This window comes from Streptomyces venezuelae (genome assembly GCF_008642295.1).
Classification (GTDB): Bacteria; Actinomycetota; Actinomycetes; order Streptomycetales; family Streptomycetaceae; genus Streptomyces; species Streptomyces venezuelae_C.
In genome coordinates this window covers 681,769-700,315 of record NZ_CP029190.1, presented here as the reverse complement: position 1 = coordinate 700,315, position 18,547 = coordinate 681,769, and the positions used below count along the sequence as shown (strand labels likewise).

Below are 18,547 nucleotides of genomic sequence, written 5' to 3'. Positions count from 1 at the left end.
CTTCAGTAGGGGGTGGTCAGGGGCGCAGGGCGTAGCAGCGAAGGACGTCGAGGTCGGCGGTGCGGACGACGGACCAGCCCTCCGTGAGGAGCTCGGCATCCGCGGGGCTGATCCCGAGCCCTTGGATGGCCGGGTCCGTGGTCGTGCGGCGGCCGGTGATCTCGGTGACGACCCAGAAGGTGCCGCCCGGCGGGAGGAGCTTGCGGACACGGTCGAGGAAGGCCGGCTTGTTGCCCATCCACCGGTAGACCAGGCGGCAGGTGATGAGCGCGAACGCAGCCTCCGGCAGGGCGGCGAGGTCGGCGGTGGTGATGTCCAGACACCGCCATACCGGCCCCGGGCCGGAGCGGGGGTCCAGGGTGGCGGCGAGGGTGATGGCGCTGGGGGAACAGTCGACGCCAGTCGTGCGGTACCCGAGCTCGTGGTGGAGGTGGCGGGCCACGGTGCCGGCGCCGCATCCGATGTCGAGGGCGGGGCGGCCATGGCCGGGGCCCAGGTGCTGGTCCATCAGCCGCTGCTCGGCTTCGCACAGCTGCCGATACCGGCGGCCTTCGACCCAGAGCGGTTCCCAGTATTCGGCGCTCGCGGCGCTCGCGGTGGACGCGGTGGTGTTCACGGTGATCCTTTCCGGGCGGGCGGCACCGCAGCGGTGTCGGGCGGGGCGGGCATGTAGCGCAGGGTGCGGACGGAGGAGGTAAACAGCAGGACCACCGGGACGGTCTGGAGCAGCGCGCCGACGGCGAGGACCGTCCGGACGTCCAGGAGGACCGCAAGGGCGCCGGCGGTCGCGGCGGCCAGGGGGCGGCCTCCGGCAGTCACCGTGGTGCCGGCCGCCTGCATCCGGCCCTGGAAGCGCGGGTCGGCTGCGGTGAGGTGAGCAAGCCCGATGTACGTGATCTCCGCCGGCGGGGGCGGGGCGGGGGCGGCGCTGTGTCCAGCTGTTCGGTCGTGGCGGCCGAGGTCATTTCGGGTCCCCCAACACGGTCGTCCGGCGTGGTCGTGAGGCTCAACGATCCGGCCGGGATATCGAACACATGTGTTTTGGTCGGTCCTGAAACCCCGAGATAGCGGGCGTGGCGGAGCATGGAGAATGCATCGACCCGTCTCCCATAACGGAAGTGCAGAGCAGCGGCGTTGGCCGAAACGCCGACAGCGACTTCGTTCCGTGCGCGGACCGAGGGCGGGCGGGTCGAGAAGGAACAGATCCTTGACACCTACGGTCACCAGGACGCCTGACAGCTCGCCGCGCCGGCAGGCCCGCAGCCGCTCCGCGTTGCCCGCCGAATCAGTTTCACCTCGCGTCTCAGGGGGCCTCGGCGGCCTTGCGCCGCAGCGTGTACCGCTTTCCGGAATCCTGGTGACCGATGATCTGATGGATCGAGGGCTTGTGGTCGGTGCCGCCCACGCGCCACGCCGGCCAGGAACACCCCGGGACGCGGATGCGGACTTCCTGGGTCCAGACGTCCCGCCCGGGCTCGTACGACCAGGTGCCGGAGCCCGAGCAGCGCCGTGACGGGCCGCTGGGGTGGTCGTCGGAGTTGTGCTCGCCGACGCTGGAGGCCGTGACCCGGCCGTCCGATGTGAAGACCAGCGTTCCGCTCGTGTGGTCGACCCAGGTGCCGGCCATGGTCGCCGGACCGATCGCCGGCGGCTCGTACGCGGGCAGCAGGCCGACGGTGAGCCCGAGTGCGCCGAGCAGGCCCGTCCCCGCCACCACCGCCGTGCCCCACAGCGCCACTTGACGTACCAGTCCCGGGTGCCGGGGCCGGGCCACGAGGCCGCCCACCGAGAGTGCGGCCATGGCCGCCGCCCAGAAGACGAGCGTGGGTCGCGCCTCCACGCGGTTGTACGCCGCGAAGGTCGCGATCGGCGGTGCCACCAGGACCGCCGTCATCAGCGGTACCCACCACCACGCCTCGCGGCGGCCGATCCGTCGGCCGAGCAGGTCGGCCAGGGCCACCGCCGGCAGCACGAACACCAGGGACAGTACGAACGCGATCACCCCGATGAGCAGGCCGAAGGAGAGCAGGCCCGCCAGCAGGGCGGTGGGGTCAACCGGGGTGTCCGGAGGCGGCTGCGTCCGGACGTACAGGAGGACCACCACGATGGCGAGGGCGACCTCCAGGCAGCCCACCAGTGTCGAGACCGACAGCACCCGGCCGTACGACCGCTTCTGATGCACGGCCAACCCCCCTTGCGGTACGGCGAAATGAACGCGTCCTCGAGCGTCCGGCCCGGCCGGCCGACGGCTTGGATCCATTCTGCCAGCCGGGCTGAACGCGTTCAATTCAATCTTCGTGCACCGCAGGCGGCGGAATCCGGTCAGCCTGCGTGGCCGTTCGGTGAACCGCGCGCGACCGGCAGCAGGTCAACGGGCCCTCTGTGGCCGTCACGCGGGGTGTGGGCTCTTGTTCGGTGCGTGATCGCGTAGGGCTGCACGCCGCCTGAGCTGCTGGAACGATCAGTTGATCTCCGATAATCGAACGTGGTGTCCGTAAATAGGTCATCGATGTGCGCGCAACCTTCACATCCGACAGACTCGGCCCGCGTTCGATCGATGAAGCGCAGTCAAGTGTCGTGTGTTTCCTTTGAATTGAAAGAGAGTTCTGTCGTGCGTTACCGCATCGCTGCCGTCTCCGCCGCCACCCTCCTGACCCTGGCCGGCGCCACCGGCATCGCGCAGGCCCAGCCGACCAGTCTGTACGCACCCTCCGCGGTGGTCCTCACCGTGGCCCAAGGCGAGGACGAGGCCACCGTCATACGGGCGTCCACTCTCAGCTGCGCACCGACCGCGCAGGGAACGCACCCCGACCCGCAGGCCGCCTGCGCCGCACTTGCCGCCACCGCCGGCACGCTCGACGCACTCCTGGCCGCCCCGGACCTGAACCGCGCCTGTCCGATGCACTACGACCCGGTCACCGTCACCGCCCAGGGCGTGTGGCAGGGCAGCCGCATCTCCTGGAAGCACACCTTCTCCAACGCGTGTGCCATGTCCGCGACCCTCAATGGAAACGCAGTCTTCGCGTTCTGATCGCCCCGCCCGGGCGGGGCCGTACGGACCCCCGTGCCGTACGGTCCCGTGGGCCGGCCTCCCTGGCCTCCTCCGCACGTCGCTTGTTCATTTCTGCACGTGCTGGTGGCGGTAGTCGGTGGGGGTCATCCCATAGGCGGTACGGAAGGCCCTGCTGAAGTGGGCCGGGTCGGTGAAACCCCAGCGGGCGGCGACGGCATGGACGGTGTGCGCGCGTGCGCGAGGGTCGGCGAGGTCGCGGCGGCAGCGCTCAAGGCGGCATGTGCGGATCCATGCGGCGACCGTCAGGCCTTGCTCACGGAAGAGCGTGTAGAGCAGGCGAGTGGAGATGCCGTGTGCGGCGGCGATCGATTCCGGCGTGAGACGGGGGTCGGCGAGCTGCCGGCGGGTGAAGTCGAGGATGCGTACCTGCAGGGCGCGGCGGCGGGATTCCGGGTCCATTGCGTCCTCGGCGTCCCGGCAGCGGGCGACCACGGACGACAGGAGGTCGAGAGTCATCGTGGTGAGAGCGGAGACGTCGGCCGGGGTGAACTCGTGGGCGCGCGTGTTGAGGTCCGTCAGCCAGCGTGCGAGGAGTGCTCCCATACCGCTGCCGGTGCCGATCGGAACGGCGAGCATGCTCTGCATCAGCTTCTCCGGCAGCGGCAGCAGTGCACGCGGGATCTGCAGGGTGAGCTGCGACCATTCGCCGCCGGGGGTATGGATGTTGCCGTGGTAGGGCCTGCTGCTGTCCAGGACCAGGAGGTCACCCGGACGTAGCGTCGTCTCGCTTCTGAGCAGCGATACCGTCCCGTGGGCAGCCGCCAGGTAACTGACCTGCCATACTTCCGGGTCGGCCTGCCGGATCAGCCTGTTCGTCCGTGCGATCTCCAAGTGGGGAAATGCCAGCGCCGACAACTGGGCCTCGGCCAGGGCCACAGTCCGCAGCCGCGCGCGGAAGTCGTCCCGGGCATTGCTGCGCAGGCGGTTACGCATGTGCGAGGTAGCGGCTGCCTCGGCCCATAACGGGAACCGTTCTGGTGCGGCCACGCCTTCGGTGCTGAACTCGGTCACCAGCATGTCCCGGCCCCCTCATTCCCTCAGTGCCCTCGAGCCGAACATGGCATGGGGACGTCTGCGGGTACCAGCCGTGCTTCAGCCACGATTCGCGGAAGGATCGCCGGGGGGCGGGCCTGGTTTCGTACGGATGGGGGCCGGGCGCGGTGTTCGCGCCCGGCCCTCCGGTTACGTCTCAGCAGTGGGGGACGACGCGCTGGTTGGAGACCTTGTTGGCGGAGATCCACCCGGACACGCGGACGGACGAGCCGTTCTGGGGGTGTATTCCGGGAGCGTGGACGAAGAACCAGCGGTTGGTGCCGTTGGACCAGGCGCCGTCCGCCCAGCACTGCATATCCACCTTGGTGTTCGCCCAGATGGTGCCCATACGGGTCTTCGGCACGGTACCGATGGAGGCGTAAGCGGTCGCGACGCTGTTTGTCCTGGGCGACGCGGGCATCTGGTTGCCACCGCCGTCGGCGGCGAACGCGGGGCCGGCGGCGGCCATGGCAAGGGCGGCGCTGAATGCTCCGGCCGTGGCCATGCGGCCCAGCCGTCCGAGGTATGCGCGGTCGCTGTTCATGGATCGCCTCTCATCGTGTGGTCAAGGGAAGGCTGGTCAGTCCCGGTGTTCCCGGCCGCGTCCAGTTGACCACGCACCATCCTCTGCACCGGTCGGTCGTCCGGTTACGGAACCCTTACGCGTGCTGGTGGCGTCCCAGGTCGTCTTCGTGCCGAAGTCGTTTGTAACGTTCGGCCGTTCGGCGGCACTGACGGGTATGAGCCATGACGACCCGCGTGCGCTGTGCCTGATCCACGCGCTGAGGACCAGCCCGGAGCAGAGCTCTGTGGCGAAACGCCGGGTGCCGTTTCGGCTTCGAGCTCCGCACCACCACTGACACCGGCAACGAAGGGCTGAGAACCATGACTGTCGAGACCGTTGAGACCGTTCCCACCTGCGCCTACCCGGGCTGCACCCACGCGCCCGAGCCGAAGGCGCCCGGCGCGGAGGGACCGGCCTCCCGCTACTGCGACCACCCCGACCACAACGCGCTCGGCGCGTTCCGGAAGTTCCGTGCCAAGCGGCAGCAGCGCAAGGAGGACAAGCGCGCGGCGGCCAAGGCCAAGAAGGCGGCCAAGGAGGAGACGGAGGAGGAGACGAAGGGGGCCGCTCAGCCCGCGCCCGTCGCCGGGCAGCCGTGGCCCACTTCCTCCGTACCCGGGGCCGAGATCGTGTCCCAGGCGCCCGGGCACACCCCCGCCGCCGAGGCGCCTGAGGCCACCCCGGTCCCGGTCCCGGTTCCGGCCCCGGTCCCGGCCGCGGACGAAGCGGTGCACGATGAGATCGGCTCGATGGATGTGATGGCCTCCATGGCGATGGCCGATTGTGGCGACGGCGCCCACTCCCGCGACACCGTCGTCGCGCTCATCAGGCAGCTCTCCGCCGATCTCCCCGCCTACATCGAGGAGTTGGCGATCATCACCGACTCCGCGGCGGCCGAGGCGCGCATCGAGACGGTCACCCGCGCCTCAGCGCAGCGCATCCTCGCGGCCGAGGAGCGTGCCACGCTCGCCGAGGAGGCGGCCGACATGGCCGTCGCCGCGCTCGACACCGCGATCCAGAAGTTCGCCGAGGAGACCACCGCGATCCGCGAGGAGGCCGCGCACAAGGTCGCCGACGCCGAGTTCGTCCGGGCCGAGCTGGAGCGCTACCGCGAGCGCGTCGGCATGCTCGAAGTCCGGCTCGACGCCGTCCGCGACGAGGCCGACGAGCTGCGCCGCGCCCGCGTGGCCGCTCCCGCGGCCACGAGCTCCCCGGCCACCCCTGCCGGTCAGGAAAACCCGGCCGAGACCTGCTGAAAGCCGGAGCTGTAGCCGTAGACGGACCGGAGCGGCGGACGTTCATCTGTAACGTTCGCCGCTCTTTCCGTCTCTGAATGCCCAGCAACCAGCACCCAGCACCCAGCACCCAGCACCCACGAAACACCCGAGAAGAGACGGAAACCCTCATGTGCCGTAGCAAGCGCCGCAACGCCCTCTGGATCACCACCGCAGCCGTCGTCGTCGTGGCGGCCATCGGGCTCTACCTCTTCCAGCCCTGGAAGCTGTTCACCACGGACCGCGTGGACGAGGCGGCTCCCGTGGCCGCCGGCCAGCAGGCGGGCACGGTCAGGCAGGTGGCGAACGGGGCGTTTATCTCGCACGAGCACGAGACCAGCGGCTCGGTCGAGGTCCAGCAGCTCGCCGACGGGAAGGCGACCCTGCGCCTGACGAACCTGCGCACCTCCAACGGCCCGGCCCTGCACGTGTGGCTCAGCGACCAGCCGGTCAACAAGAGCGGTGGCGGCAACCTCGACGACGGCCGGCACATCGACCTCGGCGACCTCAAGGGCAACGAGGGTAACCAGAACTACGCGATCCCCGCCGGCACCGACCTGAACAAGTTCTCCACGGTCACCATCTGGTGCGAGCGCTTCAGCGTCTCCTTCGGCGCGGCCGAGCTGAAGCAGCGCGCCTGACCGAGTCGGGTTGCACGGAAAGGCCGAGGAGCGGGTGGCGACATGCCACCCGCTCCTCGGCTTTCCGGGATCCCGCCGGGCCAACAGCCGCTACGACACCAGGATCGGAATGAGCAGCGCCACGCACGCGGTCAGGCTCCACAGCGCGGGCGCCGCTCCCAGTGTCTGCTCGTGACGCGCCACCGCCCTCGCCGCGGCAGCCTCGCTGCGGGACCGGTGCCAGGGGCCGACCCGCTCCTCCAACCGCTGGTACACCAGGCCGAGTACGGCGCCGTAGGCGAGGTGGCCGACGAGCGAGGGGAAGGACCCGGCCAGCGCGGAAGCGCTCCACCGGGGTGCGTCACCGAGCAGTACGGGAAGCAGGGTCAGATTGCCCAGGACCCACCAGAGGAAGCCGTACGACACCCCCCAGCCGATCCCCGAGGCCGGGTCGAAGCTGCGTCGGCGGAAGAAGACCGCGTAGGTGACGCCCACGACCTGCGAGATCAGCAGATGGATGACGAGACCCACGGCCGCGGACCGCGAGCCGACCAGGGTGGCGACCGTCGGCAGGAAGCCCACGGCGACCATGACCCCGGTGAAGAACGCGCCTCCGGCCAGGCCGGCGAGGACACCGTGCCAGACCGAGATCACCCGCCCACCGGCCAGGCGCCCTTCCAGCGCATGCCGTACGTCGTCCGAGAACACCGCCCGCGACAGCCCGCCCAGCCAGCCGGTGAGCAGGGCCGTACCGGCGCCCACCAGCAGGAAGCCGGGCAGGGACACCACCGCGGTACGCACCGCGCCCGGCGTCCACTGCAGGCCCCGGCCGGCCAGCAGGGGCGCGACCGTCACCGCCGCGAGCACCCACCACGCGAAGCCGAAGGCGGCGCCGCGTACCAGGGCCGGGCCACCGCCCTCGCCGGGGTCGCCGAAGACCACCGCGTACGAGGCGCCGAGCAGCACCCCGACGATCAGCCCGTTCCAGCCGAGCCCCAGCACCGGGGCGACGACCAGCCCGGCGACCACTGCGCGCACCAGGATCCCGGGCCCGATCCGGCGCTCCCCGGGTGCCATCAGGGCCAGCACGGCGGCCGTGACCGCCCCGTACGCCAGGTGCCCGAGCAGGCTGGGGACCAGGGCCTGTGCCGCCGCCACGTCCCAGGCCACCGGCTTGCCGAGCAGGAGCGGCAGCAGCGTCAGCGGACCGAGGAACCACCACAGCACCCCGTACGCGAGCCCCCAGAACAGCAGCTCGCGCTGGCGTGCGACGAGGAGCCCGAAGAGGCCCCCGACGATCGCGGCGATCAGCAGGTGGACGGCGAAGCCCACGACGGGCGAGTCGGTTCTGACGATGGCCGCGACGGTGGGCAGGAAGCCGATGCGCACCATCACCCCGCCGAAGACCACTCCTCCCGCGAGGCCGGCCAGGGCGCCGAATCCGGCGTTACGCATGACGGTTCACCTTCTTCACATCGGTCAGGGTGGTCAAGGTGGTCGGGGTGGTCGAGAGGGCGATGTCCCGGGGGAAGACGAGGTCGAGGGTCCAGTCGGCGAGGACCCGCAGCCGCTTTTCCGCACCGGGCAACTTGCTCAGATAGACCCCTCGCCACAGGACCCAGGCGAGGAACCCGGAGACCCGCCGCCCGCCGATCTCGCCGGCCGCCGTACGGTGCCCCAGCGAGACCAGCACGCCGAGCCCGCCGAAGCGGAACGGGACGGGACGGCGACCACCGAGGACTGCGGCGATGTTCCGCGCCACCGCCCTGCCCTCCCGGATCGCGTGCTGTGCGGTCGGCGGGTAGAAGCCGCCCGCCGGGTCGGGGATCCGCGCGCAGTCGCCCAGCGCCCACAGCCCGGGTGCGCCGGGTACCTGCAAGGTGGGTTCCACCGCGACCGGCCCCGCAGCCCCCTGCGCGACCTGCCGCACCAGCGGGTTCGGCCGGTTGCCCGCCGTCCAGGCCAGGGTGCGGGTGGGGATGGTCTCGCCGGAGGTCAGCGTGATGTCCTCGGCGGTGGCGCTGCTCACCCGCGCGCCGAGACGGAACTCGATGCCCCGCCCGCCGAGTTTGTGCTGCGCGTAGGCGCCGAGCTCGGGCGACAGCTCCGGCAGCAGCCGCTCGCCGGCGTGCACGATCACGAATCTGGGCCGCAGCCCGTGCAGGCGCGGGTAGAGGTGGAGTACGTCATGGACGAGGTCGAAGAGTTCGGCCACCAGCTCCGTCCCGGCGAATCCGCCGCCCGCCACGACGAACGTCAGCAACCGGGCCTGCTCGGCCGGGTCGGGCTCCAGATCGGCCCGCTCCAGCGCGCCCAGGACCTGGTTGCGCAGTGCCGTCGCGTCCTCCACGGTCTTCATCGGGAAGGCGTGCTCGCCGACTCCCGGCAGGTCGAAGAAGTGCGGCACCCCGCCGACCGCGAGGACCAGATGGTCGTACGGGACGCGGAGCATCCCCTCCTTGCCGGCGGACACGTACGCACTGCGCGCCTGTGTGTCGATGGAGGTCACCCGCCCGTGGAGGAACGAGGCGTGGTGAAGTCCGACACGCACCGGGGCGCTGACATGCCTGGCCTCCACCGTGCTGGAGGCGACGCCGACGAGGAGCGGGGTGAACAGCAGGAAGTTCGAGTCGCTGATCAGCGTCACATGGGCGTCGAGGCCGCGGCCGATCCGCCGGTCCAGTTCACGCGCGGCTCCGACCCCGCCGAAGCCACCACCGACGATCACCACATGGGGTTTGGCCCGCTGCGGTGCCGGGCGGGGTGGGAGCCAGATCGACAGGGCGTGGAACACGAGCCCGGTGATCGCGCCGGACAGGGCCGCGCCGACCAGCTCGGGGAAGCGTGCCACGGCCACCGCGATCGACCACGACGGGGTGTCCCCCTCGAGGACGGGGGCGAGGGTGAGGGTCCAGGTCACCCAGTCGAGCAGGCCGATGAGCAGGCCGACGGAGAAGGCCGAGCCGCCGCTCTGCCGGTGCTCGCCGAAGAGGAGGCCGAGCACGGCCCCCAGCACCACCGTGTGTCCGGCCCACTGGATCCAGGGCGGGTCCGTCGCGAGCGCGACGACCGCGCCACCGGGCAGTCCGGCGAGGACGCCGAACAAGAGTCTTCTGAGCAGAGTCATGCACGTTCAGAGCGGGCGCGCCGCACGAGCGTTACACGTCCCGCTGCCAGTCCCGGAAAGCGGAGAGGAGGTGCTGCCTGGCATCCGACGAGATGCCCTCCGGGGTCAGTTCGCCCGTGGCGGCGATCGTCTGACGGAACTGGTCGAGATAGTTCTCGCACCCGGAGCACTGCGCCAGGTGCTCGATGAAGCGCTGCTCGGTGTCCTCGGAGAGGGCGCCGTCGAGGAACTCGGTCACCAGTTCCACGAAGTCGTTGCAGTTCACGCGCGCCCCCTTCCGCCGGCGATGTCATGGGCACCGGACAAGTAGGACTCCAGCTTACGGCGCAGCAGGGCCCTGCCCCGATGCAGGAGCACACGCTGGTTCCCCGGCGAGATCTCGAGGAGCGAGCACACCTCCTCGGAGCCGTACCCGGCGACGTCGCGCAGGGTGATCACGGTACGGAGGCGGGGCGGGAGCTCGTCGATCGCCTCCGCGATCACCTCGCGGACCTCGCCGCGCAGCACGTGGTCCTCGGGGATGTGCCAGGGACGCGGTTCCTGCCCGGCGACCCAGTGCCCGGCGTACGGTTCGCCGGTGGCGCGGAAGCGCTCGGCGTCGACCGTCGGCCCCTCCTCCTCCGGCAGCAGGCTGGCGAAGGGCACGGTCCTGCTCTCCTTGGCCCCGCGCGCCTTCGCGGTGTTGACGAGGATCCGGTACACCCACGTCTTCAGGGACGCGCGGCCCTCGAAACCGTCGATGCCCCTGATGACCGCCAGCCAGGTGTCCTGGACCGTCTCCTCGGCCGAGTCCTTGGTCGACACGAACGACATGGCGAGCCGGACCATCCCGCCCGACCAGGAGTCCAGGACCAGGGCGAACGTCTCCTCGTCACCGTCTCGGAGGCGCTGCACCAGGACCTCGTCCGGGGGCAGTTCGCGTGGGCCTGCCATGGTTCTCTCCTTGCCGGACGTCAACTGGAAGCGCCAGCCTAGGGCAGTGGTACGAGCGCTTGGAGGGCGGGGGGAGTTCGTCATCGACCCGTAAGAACCCCTTGACGGTCGACGGCCGCCGCTCACCTCAGGGGCACGTCTCAGGGGCGCGTCGCCCCGCGGAACGCCTCGAGGAGTTGCTCACGTGCCGCGGCGGGGATGCCCGGACCGGGCAGCGTACCGCCGAGGGCCGCGGTGGTCTGCCGGAACTGGTCGAGGTACGTTTCGCAACCCTCGCACCGCGCCAGGTGCACCACACAACTCAACTCGGCCGACTCGCTCATGGAGCCATCGAGGAATTCGGTCACCAGCTCCACGAACTCGGCACAGTTCATGACTCCTCCTGTTCTCCTGCGGCGGGGACGGTCGGCCGGCTTCCCACCGGCGCATCCCGGTGATGAGCCAACTCCTATCATGCTCATGTCGCGGCCGGCGCCGAATCACCCGGGTGGGACGCCGCCCGTGAGCCGGGCCTCGAGGAGGTCGGCACCCGCGGGTATCGTCAACGGCCATGGAGCTGCGCACCCTTCGCTACTTCGTGGCCGTGGCCGAGGAACTCCACTTCGGCCGGGCTGCCGCCCGGCTGCGCATGAGCCAGCCGCCCCTGAGCCGGGCGATCAAGCAGCTGGAGGCCGACCTCGGTACCGCTCTGCTCGAACGATCCCCCGCAGGAGTCACTCTCACCGCGCCCGGCGCGACGCTCCTGAACGAGGCGCGCACCCTGCTCGACCGAGCCGATCTGGTGCGGGTGCGGGTGGCTGCGGCTGCGGCCACCGGTGCCGCCGTTCTCATGGTCGGCATCCTGGGCGACGGCACTGACCGGGGTGCCCAACGGCTGGCCGCCGCGTACCGGCGCCGGCACCCGGAGGTCGAGGTCCGCATCCGCGAGACCGACCTCACCGACCCGACCTGCGGACTGCGCGCCGGACTGGTCGATGTCGCCCTGACCCGCGCACCGTTCGACGAGACCGGCCTGACCGTGCACGAACTGCGCTCCGACCCGGTGGGCGCGGTGCTCCGTGCCGACGACCCGCTGGCCCGCCGCGACGATCTGGAACTGGCCGACCTTGCGGCGCGGCGCTGGTTTCGGTTCCCGGACGGCACCGACCCGTACTGGCAGTCGTACTGGAACGGCGGTGAACCGCGGCAGGGCCCCGTCGTCCGGGGCGTTGCGGAGTGCGTGCAGGCCGTGTTGTGGAACGGCACGGTCGGCATGGCCCCGCTCGGGCACGACCTGTCCGAAGATCTGGCCGTCGTCCCGCTGACCGACATGGCGCCGAGCCGCGTCGTGGTGGCATGGAACGAGGGCCACACCAGCCCTGCACTCCGCTCGTTCGTGCAGATCGCCACGGCCGCGTACCGCACCTGAGGCGACGGCAGGCCGCGTGGCGGGCCGCGCGGCCTGCCACGATACCCATCCGGTATCGGATCGCCCCGATCGGTCTTGGACGCCGACCGGGCCCCGCCCGCACAGTCGGGTCATGCCTCTTACGCGACGAAGCGCCCTGGGCGCGCTGACGGGACTGTCGATCACCGCCGCCGGTCTGGGCACGCCCCGCGGCAGCGCCCAGGCCATGGAGTCAGCTGCCGACGGCCATGCCCAGTGGCGGGCCGGGACCCCGATGCCGCAGGCCCGCGCCGAAGTCGGGGCCGCCGCGCTCGACGGCCTCCTGTATGTCGTCGGCGGCACCCTCCAACGGGACGACACCGCACCGGTGTGGGCATCGGACGTGGTCACCAGCTACGACCCGCGCACCGACCGGTGGGCGTCCCACGCACCCCTGCCACGCCCGCTCACCCACGTCGGGGTGGCCGCCCTCGACGGAAGGCTGTACGCCTTCGGCGGGTTCACCGACGCGGTGCACCTGCACCCGCAACCGGTGGCGTACGTCTACCACCCGGCCAGGGACCGGTGGAGCCGGCTGCCCGACATGCCCCGGAAACTCGGCTCGGTCGCCGTCGCCGCCGTGGACGGCAGGCTCCACCTCATCGGCGGCCGGGAATCCACGTCGGTCGTCACGATCCCGGAACCGCCGCTTTCCCTGGGATTCGGCACGGTGAACAGCCACTTCGTGTACGACCCCCGACGGCGTCAATGGGCCGGCGCGCCGCCGCTGCCCGGCGAGCCTCGCGATCACGCCGGTATCGCCGTCCTCGGCTGCGATATCCACGTGTTCGGCGGCAGGGCGGCCGACGTGACCGACAACCTGGCCCGCCACGACATCTACCACCCCCGCACGGGCCGCTGGAGCACGGCAGCGCCGCTTCCGGCGCCCCGGTCGGCCGGGGCCGCGGTCGTCCTCGACGGCCGGATCGTCTACGCCGGCGGCGAATGCGGCCCCGGCGGGACCACCTTCGGCGACGTGACCGTCTACGACCCGAAGTCCGACCGCTGGTCCGCCACAAGCCCGCTGCCCCAGAGCCGGCACGGATTCGCCGCCGGCGCGGTGCACGGCCGCGCCTACTTCGCCGCAGGCGCCCCCACCTGCGGTGGCGGCGCCTCGAAGGACATGCTGGAGCTGTATCCGGGCTGAGCGACAGGCGCTTGTGAAGGAAGCGGACCATGGCCCAGCAGGGGGAGTGCTACTCCCCCAGGGGGACGATGCGGCGGCCCGTTCCATGCCGGTCACCCCGTCGCTCCTGCGTTCGCGCAACAGTTCGCCTCCGAGGGAGTAGCGCGGGGCTGCCGCGGTCGACCGGGCGGCTCGCTCGACGATCGCGTCGACGAGCGTGCGGACCATGGCCAGACGGGGATAGGCCGTGTGGATCTCCTCCCCCCGAAGGTCGACGTCCGGCCGAACGAGCTCTACGTCGACGACGGCGACGTCCTCACCTCCGCGGGAGTGACCGCGGGCGTCGACCTCTGCCTGCACATCGTCCGGCGCGACTACGGCTCCGCAGCCGCCAACGCCCGCGCCCGGGATCTGGTCGCCCCTCCTCAACGCTCGGGCGGCCACGCCCAGTTCATCGAACGCTTCCGGCCGGCCAGTCACGGTCGTGATCTCGCGGCGATCCGTACCTGGATGCTCGGCCACCTCGCCCACCCGCAGACCCTGGACAAGCTGGCGGACCGCGCACATGTCCCGGCGGCACCTTCATCCACCAACCCCGTCGAGCAGGTCGCCCGCCTGAGTGGCCTGGGCAGCCCCGCCGCCTTCCGCGCAGCGTTCCACCGCCATGTCGGTACGTCTCCTGCGGACTACCGGGCAACGTTCCAGGCTCCTCGCCCGCGCTACCCGGCGGAGCCGACTGCCTGGCCCACCACATCGCGTTCGGTATGGACGACGAGCGCACGATCATGATCGCGGCCATCCGCCACCTCGACGAATTCGTCAAGCAGGGCGGCGTGTGGCTCTTCGCCGAGCGCCGCCTGATGGTCGACTGGATGGAAACCCGTCCCCGCCGGCCCTGAACGGCCTCGCAGGGGCAAAGGCCGCACCCGTCGCCGACTGGTCACGCGAGGAGACGTCATGGAACAGCGGACACTGGGCGGTCAGGGGCTGAGGGTGGGCAGTCAGGGCCTCGGCTGCATGGGCATGAGCGCGTTCTACGGGGCCACGGACGAGACGGAGTCGCTGGCCACCATCGACCGTGCGCTGGAGCTCGGCATCACGTTGCTGGACACCGCCGAAAGCTACGGCCCGTTCGTCAACGAGCAACTGGTCGGCAAAGCGCTGGCCGGGCGCCGGGATGCCGCCGTTGTCGCCACCAAGACGGGCGTGGAGATCACCGACGACGGCCAGGTGCGAGATCTCAACGGCCGACCCGAATACGTACGCCGGGCGCTGAACCGCTCCCTGCGCCATCTGGGCACCGACCATGTCGACCTCTACTACCTGCACCGCATCGATCCCAAGGTGCCGGTCGAGGAGTCCGTGGGCGCGCTGGCCGAGCTGGTCGACCAGGGCAAGGTGCGACACATCGGCGTGTGCGAGGCGTCCGCACGGACGATCAGGCGTGCCCACGCCGTCCACCCGCTCACCGCCGTACAGACCGAGTACTCGCTCTTCGAGCGCGAGATCGAACACAACGGGGTGCTGGACACCCTGCGCGAGCTCGGGATCGGCCTGGTCGCCTACTCCCCGCTGGGGCGAGGCTTTCTCTCCGGCGCGATCACCAGCCCCGATGACTTCGCCGCGGACGACTGGCGCCGCACCGACCCCCGGTTCCAGGGCGAGAACTTCCGACGCAACCTCGACGTCGTCCACGAGGTCCACCGCATCGCAACCGCCAAGGAGGTCACGCCCTCTCAGCTGGCCCTCGCCTGGGTCCAGCACCAGGGCGCGGTGGCCATCCCCGGCACCAAGCGCCGCCGCTACCTGGAGGAGAACGCCGCGGCGACCGAGGTCACCCTCACGGCCGAGGACATCGCCGCGATCGAGGCCGTCGCCCCGCCCGGCGTGGCAGCCGGCGACCGCTACGCACCCGAGTTCATGGGGAATCTCAACGGCTGAGAGTGCGCGGAGTGATGCGAGGCGACAGCCCCGGATTCCGACGCCCCAGCAGGCCTTTCGTGACCGGGACCGCGCTCTGCGCGGTCGTCCCATCATCGTGCTCGGTGAGACCGTGTGAGCCTGGTGGACTTACTTCGACTTCGCCGGACACCGACTGCCGCGACAGACACGTGTGAGCACCATGCAGTGGAAGCTGCTCCTTGTCCCGCTCACGGCCGCGGTAGCCGCCATGGCCTGGGTGCTCAGCGGTGGCACGGTTGTCGCGCTCTGCCCACGATGGCGCTCGCGGCCACCCCGCACGTCTGGCACCGGTAGCCGGGGTCTACCCGCCGCTGACCCGAACATGAGTCGGCGGGGCCCCCACTGCAGCGGTCGGCCCAGGTCATGGGGGCGGAACCGCCGGCCCGGCGCCGCTCGGCGCGCATGCGATCGTGGCGGCGCCAAGCCCGCCGCGACCAGGAAGACTTCGAGCCCGTTCGAGCAAGTCGTCCAAGTCGCAGAGGGACAACGAGCTGAGCCGGTGGTGGGCCGCGGTGAAGTCGTGGGATCGTGTCAGCACGTGTGGAACCGCCACGCAGAACGCACCAGCCGCCGTTGCCGCATGCACTCCCCGGCCAGAGTCCTCGAAGGCCACGATGGCAGACGGCTTCACACCGAGCTGCCGCGCAGCTGTGAGGTAGAGGTCGGGCGCAGGCTTGAGCCGAGCGACATCGTCAGCAGTGGCGATCACGTTGAATGAGTTGAGCAGCCCGAACTGCTCGAGATGTGGCAGCACCGAGGAGGCCTTGGAACTCGATGCGATGCCCAGGGGCAGACCGCGCCGGGTCGCTTCCGCCACCAAGCGCCGGACCCCCGGTAGCGGATCCTCGTACATCATCCAGGTCCGAAACCGCTCCTCTCCTCGCTCCTCCAGTTCTTTTGCATTGAGGGTGCCGCACCGGCTGGCCAGGTGCTCGAAGGGGTCGAAGTCGTCCAGTGTGCCGCCGATCGACTCGACGTAGCGGTCGACGGGAAGCGTGTGCCCGAACGTACGGTAGAGCTCCGAGAGAGCCGCCAGCCAGAGCACCTCGGTGTCGGCGACAAGTCCGTCGAAGTCGAGCACCAGGGCTCGGTCCGGCCCGTTCACTTGGCTGCCACCGTGTCCGGGTGGCCGTGCCGGGGCAGGAGCCGGACGTCAGCCTGGTAGGACAGCTTGCCGAAGGCGCAGACGGCGGCGATCGCGTACAGCAAGGCGATGGCGCCGAACAGGAGCAGCGGTTGGGTGTCAAAGATCACGGCTGCCAGGTATCCGGTGGGGATGGACACCACTGCGGTGAAGGTCTGGACGGCCGCGAAGAACGTGGCTCGCTCGTGGGGGTGCACGCAGCTGACGACGATGGCGTCGCGATAGGACTCCACCAGGAACGGTCCCGCCGAGGTGAGGACAGTGCACACGAAGAGCAGGATGAGGTCGCTCCGCCCCAGCGCGAGAAAGAGCAGCCAGCCCGCACAGCTGATGACGAGGGACCATCGGGCCATGCTGCCCGCAGAGACTCGGTCGGCGGCCCACGGCATGACGACGGCGTAGGAGAACAGTGCGGTCACCGCGCCGACGGCCGGGACCATGCCGACCACCAAGGAGCTGTATTCCAGCGTTTTCGTCAGGTATACGGCCAGGAAAATGTTGAGCTGGAAGGCCACAAAGCTCAGCATGTACATGAAAATCAGCCGGCGCAGTGCCGCGTGGCACGCCGCCGCCCACAGCAGCCTGCCGCTGTCGAGTATGCGCTTCGGCAGGCGCGTGCCGGCATGTCGTTCCATCGCTTCGATGCCCGCCTGTGTCTCGGCGGTGTACCGATGCCGCAGTGCGTTGTGCAGCAGCATGGCAAGGCCGCCTACGAAGAACAGGACACGGAGCGTCGGCACCGTGCCGTACGTGTCCATGAGGACCCCGACAATCGGCACCAGCAGCCCCGCGAACATGATCACTACCTTGATCGCGGCGAAGATGCGGGGCCGGTCCTCTTCTGGGCTGTCCTCCGTCGCGAGCAACCAGAAGGACACGTTGACGATCTTCGATGAGGCGTTCAGCAGATACCCCACCAGGAACATGAAGAAGTTGTCGCTGAACGCCCAGATGAACATGGGGACGACCCAGGAGGTGACGTCGAACCAGAACGTGGCCCGGCGCCGGCCCATCCGGTCTGTCACCCCGCCCGCCACCAGTTGGAACAGGAACGCGAGGTAGAGGTTGGCCGAGAGGATGGCACCGATGGCCACGGTGCTCAGGCCGACGCTCTCCATGTACAGCGTCGCGTAGAAGAGCGAGGCGGTCCCGAAGACAGCCCAGAACGGCTCCGTGTAGATGCAGTACCGTGCGTTGGGATGCAGCTGTGTCACGAACAGCTGTCGTTTCACGAGCGGATCACCGCCTTGACCGCCTTGACCTCAACCTTCTGCCCGGTCGTCAGGTCGACGCCCATCGTTGCCTCGAAGGCGTCGCGGAAGTTGTCCATGTCCGCCTCGGTCGTTACCAGTTCGCCGAGTTCGGGCAGGTCGGCGGCGAAGTCGAGGGCCGGGCCGATGGCGTCGTGCAGGGGGACTGCCGCGACGATGCTGAGTCCGTCGTCGATGAGACGCGTGGGCTCCAGTTCGACCCGGTAGGTGTCGTCATAGCCCATGGGCACCACCCGGCCGCCCTTCGCGACGGCTTCCAGCGCGGCGCCCAGCTGGTTGCCGACCGCGTCGATCACCACGTCGAACTTTTTTCCGCCGGTGAGATCGGCGACAGCCTCCGGAGTCAATTCGTTCGGGTGCAGCGCGTAGTGAGCGACTCCGGCAGCGAACTGACGGCGGAATGCGTTGGGTTCTGTGGCCACGGTGAGTCGGCTCAACCTGCGTGTGATGCTCTGGCACAGCAGCCCGATGGCACCGGAGCCGATCACCAGGACGGACTCGTGGGGCTGCAGGTTCGACTTGAGAACGCTGTTCAACGAGCAGCCCAGCGGTTCGATGAGGCTGGCGACCTGCCAACTCATTCCTGCGGGGATCGGGTACAGGTACTGGCCGCTGCCCACGTAGTACTCGGCGAAGGTGCCGGCGAGCGTGAAGCCCACCTGGTGGTCGTCGAATTTGAAGCAGTAGCAGTAGGCGCCCAGCCGGCAGTTGCGGCAGGAGCCGCAGGACTGCGTGGGGTTGATGATGACGCGGTCGCCGACCTGCAGGTGTGTGACGGAGTCGCCCACCTCGACCACCGTGCCCACGCCTTCGTGCCCCAGCACGGTACCGGTTTCGGCCACCGAGAGCTTGCCTTCGATGATCTTGTGGTCGGTGCCGCAGATGCCGGTCATGGCGATCCGCACCTTTACATCATGGGCGGACCTCAGGGTGGGCTCCTCGACATCTGCAAGTTCCATCTGTCCCTTGCCTGCGTAAACGAGCGCTTTCACTT

21 protein-coding genes are annotated in these 18,547 nt (G+C 70.0%); 8 read left to right on the top strand and 13 right to left on the bottom strand.

Annotated elements, in window-relative coordinates:
- Positions 1-16: 16 nt before the first annotated feature.
- The 3 genes from DEJ50_RS03210 to DEJ50_RS03195 form a co-directional block, all read right to left on the bottom strand.
- Entirely contained in the window at positions 17-616 is a 600-nt protein-coding gene (locus DEJ50_RS03210; protein WP_223837559.1) for a class I SAM-dependent methyltransferase, read from the bottom strand.
- Positions 613-819 carry a hypothetical protein gene (locus DEJ50_RS03205; RefSeq protein WP_190344240.1) on the bottom strand — a complete coding sequence of 69 codons (207 nt, stop codon included), beginning with the start codon at positions 817-819 and terminating at the stop codon, positions 613-615. Before DEJ50_RS03205 ends, DEJ50_RS03210 begins: the two co-directional genes overlap by 4 nt.
- 484 nt (positions 820-1,303) lie before the next feature.
- A complete protein-coding gene (locus DEJ50_RS03195; RefSeq protein WP_150205882.1) occupies positions 1,304-2,182 on the bottom strand; it encodes a hypothetical protein in 879 nt (292 codons plus the stop codon).
- Positions 2,183-2,611: 429 nt separating this feature from the next.
- Here DEJ50_RS03195 and DEJ50_RS03190 point away from each other — a divergent pair, with 429 nt between their 5' ends.
- Positions 2,612-3,031, top strand: coding sequence for a subtilase-type protease inhibitor (locus DEJ50_RS03190; protein WP_223837558.1), 420 nt, complete (start codon positions 2,612-2,614; stop codon positions 3,029-3,031).
- Positions 3,032-3,118: 87 nt separating this feature from the next.
- Here DEJ50_RS03190 and DEJ50_RS03185 read toward each other — a convergent pair whose 3' ends face one another.
- Both DEJ50_RS03185 and DEJ50_RS03180 read right to left on the bottom strand, forming a co-directional pair.
- Complete coding sequence (locus DEJ50_RS03185) at positions 3,119-4,090, bottom strand: helix-turn-helix domain-containing protein (protein ID WP_150205880.1); 972 nt, start codon at positions 4,088-4,090, stop codon at positions 3,119-3,121.
- Positions 4,091-4,262: 172 nt separating this feature from the next.
- Positions 4,263-4,649 (bottom strand): hypothetical protein, encoded by a 387-nt coding sequence (locus tag DEJ50_RS03180; RefSeq protein ID WP_150205879.1) that lies wholly within the window; start codon positions 4,647-4,649, stop codon positions 4,263-4,265.
- Between the two features lie 341 nt (positions 4,650-4,990).
- Here DEJ50_RS03180 and DEJ50_RS03175 point away from each other — a divergent pair, with 341 nt between their 5' ends.
- Both DEJ50_RS03175 and DEJ50_RS03170 read left to right on the top strand, forming a co-directional pair.
- Positions 4,991-5,926, top strand: coding sequence for a hypothetical protein (locus tag DEJ50_RS03175; protein WP_150205878.1), 936 nt, complete (start codon positions 4,991-4,993; stop codon positions 5,924-5,926).
- Between the two features lie 149 nt (positions 5,927-6,075).
- Positions 6,076-6,585, top strand: a complete 510-nt coding sequence (locus tag DEJ50_RS03170; RefSeq protein ID WP_150205877.1) for a DM13 domain-containing protein — start codon at positions 6,076-6,078, stop codon at positions 6,583-6,585.
- Positions 6,586-6,675: 90 nt separating this feature from the next.
- Here DEJ50_RS03170 and DEJ50_RS03165 read toward each other — a convergent pair whose 3' ends face one another.
- The 5 genes from DEJ50_RS03165 to DEJ50_RS03145 form a co-directional block, all read right to left on the bottom strand.
- On the bottom strand, positions 6,676-8,019 hold the full coding sequence (locus DEJ50_RS03165; protein ID WP_150205876.1) for a DUF1440 domain-containing protein: 1,344 nt from the start codon (positions 8,017-8,019) through the stop codon (positions 6,676-6,678).
- Positions 8,012-9,691, bottom strand: a complete 1,680-nt coding sequence (locus tag DEJ50_RS03160; RefSeq protein WP_150205875.1) for an NAD(P)/FAD-dependent oxidoreductase — start codon at positions 9,689-9,691, stop codon at positions 8,012-8,014. Before DEJ50_RS03160 ends, DEJ50_RS03165 begins: the two co-directional genes overlap by 8 nt.
- A 31-nt stretch (positions 9,692-9,722) precedes the next feature.
- A complete protein-coding gene (locus tag DEJ50_RS03155) occupies positions 9,723-9,956 on the bottom strand; it encodes an anti-sigma factor family protein (protein WP_150205874.1) in 234 nt (77 codons plus the stop codon).
- Positions 9,953-10,624 (bottom strand): RNA polymerase sigma factor, encoded by a 672-nt coding sequence (locus DEJ50_RS03150; protein ID WP_150205873.1) that lies wholly within the window; start codon positions 10,622-10,624, stop codon positions 9,953-9,955. The genes DEJ50_RS03155 and DEJ50_RS03150 overlap by 4 nt, the downstream gene beginning before the upstream one ends.
- A 140-nt stretch (positions 10,625-10,764) precedes the next feature.
- Positions 10,765-10,998: an anti-sigma factor family protein gene (locus tag DEJ50_RS03145; RefSeq protein ID WP_150205872.1), complete on the bottom strand. Its 234-nt coding sequence runs from the start codon at positions 10,996-10,998 to the stop codon at positions 10,765-10,767.
- A gap of 176 nt (positions 10,999-11,174) precedes the next feature.
- Here DEJ50_RS03145 and DEJ50_RS03140 point away from each other — a divergent pair, with 176 nt between their 5' ends.
- From DEJ50_RS03140 to DEJ50_RS03120, 5 genes are all read left to right on the top strand, one after another.
- Positions 11,175-12,032, top strand: a complete 858-nt coding sequence (locus DEJ50_RS03140) for a LysR family transcriptional regulator (protein WP_150205871.1) — start codon at positions 11,175-11,177, stop codon at positions 12,030-12,032.
- Positions 12,033-12,144: 112 nt separating this feature from the next.
- The gene (locus tag DEJ50_RS03135; RefSeq protein WP_150205870.1) at positions 12,145-13,197 is read left to right on the top strand and encodes a Kelch repeat-containing protein; all 1,053 of its coding nucleotides are present in this window, start codon (positions 12,145-12,147) and stop codon (positions 13,195-13,197) included.
- Between the two features lie 228 nt (positions 13,198-13,425).
- Complete coding sequence (locus DEJ50_RS03130) at positions 13,426-13,965, top strand: hypothetical protein (RefSeq protein ID WP_150205869.1); 540 nt, start codon at positions 13,426-13,428, stop codon at positions 13,963-13,965.
- Positions 13,941-14,075: a hypothetical protein gene (locus DEJ50_RS35135; RefSeq protein WP_263399169.1), complete on the top strand. Its 135-nt coding sequence runs from the start codon at positions 13,941-13,943 to the stop codon at positions 14,073-14,075. Before DEJ50_RS03130 ends, DEJ50_RS35135 begins: the two co-directional genes overlap by 25 nt.
- A 58-nt stretch (positions 14,076-14,133) precedes the next feature.
- Positions 14,134-15,117: an aldo/keto reductase gene (locus DEJ50_RS03120; RefSeq protein WP_150205868.1), complete on the top strand. Its 984-nt coding sequence runs from the start codon at positions 14,134-14,136 to the stop codon at positions 15,115-15,117.
- Between the two features lie 382 nt (positions 15,118-15,499).
- Here DEJ50_RS03120 and DEJ50_RS03115 read toward each other — a convergent pair whose 3' ends face one another.
- The 3 genes from DEJ50_RS03115 to DEJ50_RS03105 are packed head-to-tail and all read right to left on the bottom strand — an operon-like array spanning position 15,500 to position 18,512.
- Positions 15,500-16,219 carry an HAD family hydrolase gene (locus DEJ50_RS03115; RefSeq protein WP_190344239.1) on the bottom strand — a complete coding sequence of 240 codons (720 nt, stop codon included), beginning with the start codon at positions 16,217-16,219 and terminating at the stop codon, positions 15,500-15,502.
- 20 nt (positions 16,220-16,239) lie between these two features.
- Positions 16,240-17,514 (bottom strand): MFS transporter, encoded by a 1,275-nt coding sequence (locus DEJ50_RS03110; RefSeq protein ID WP_150205866.1) that lies wholly within the window; start codon positions 17,512-17,514, stop codon positions 16,240-16,242.
- Positions 17,511-18,512 carry a zinc-dependent alcohol dehydrogenase gene (locus tag DEJ50_RS03105; protein ID WP_150211854.1) on the bottom strand — a complete coding sequence of 334 codons (1,002 nt, stop codon included), beginning with the start codon at positions 18,510-18,512 and terminating at the stop codon, positions 17,511-17,513. The genes DEJ50_RS03110 and DEJ50_RS03105 overlap by 4 nt, the downstream gene beginning before the upstream one ends.
- Positions 18,513-18,547 lie beyond the last annotated feature (35 nt).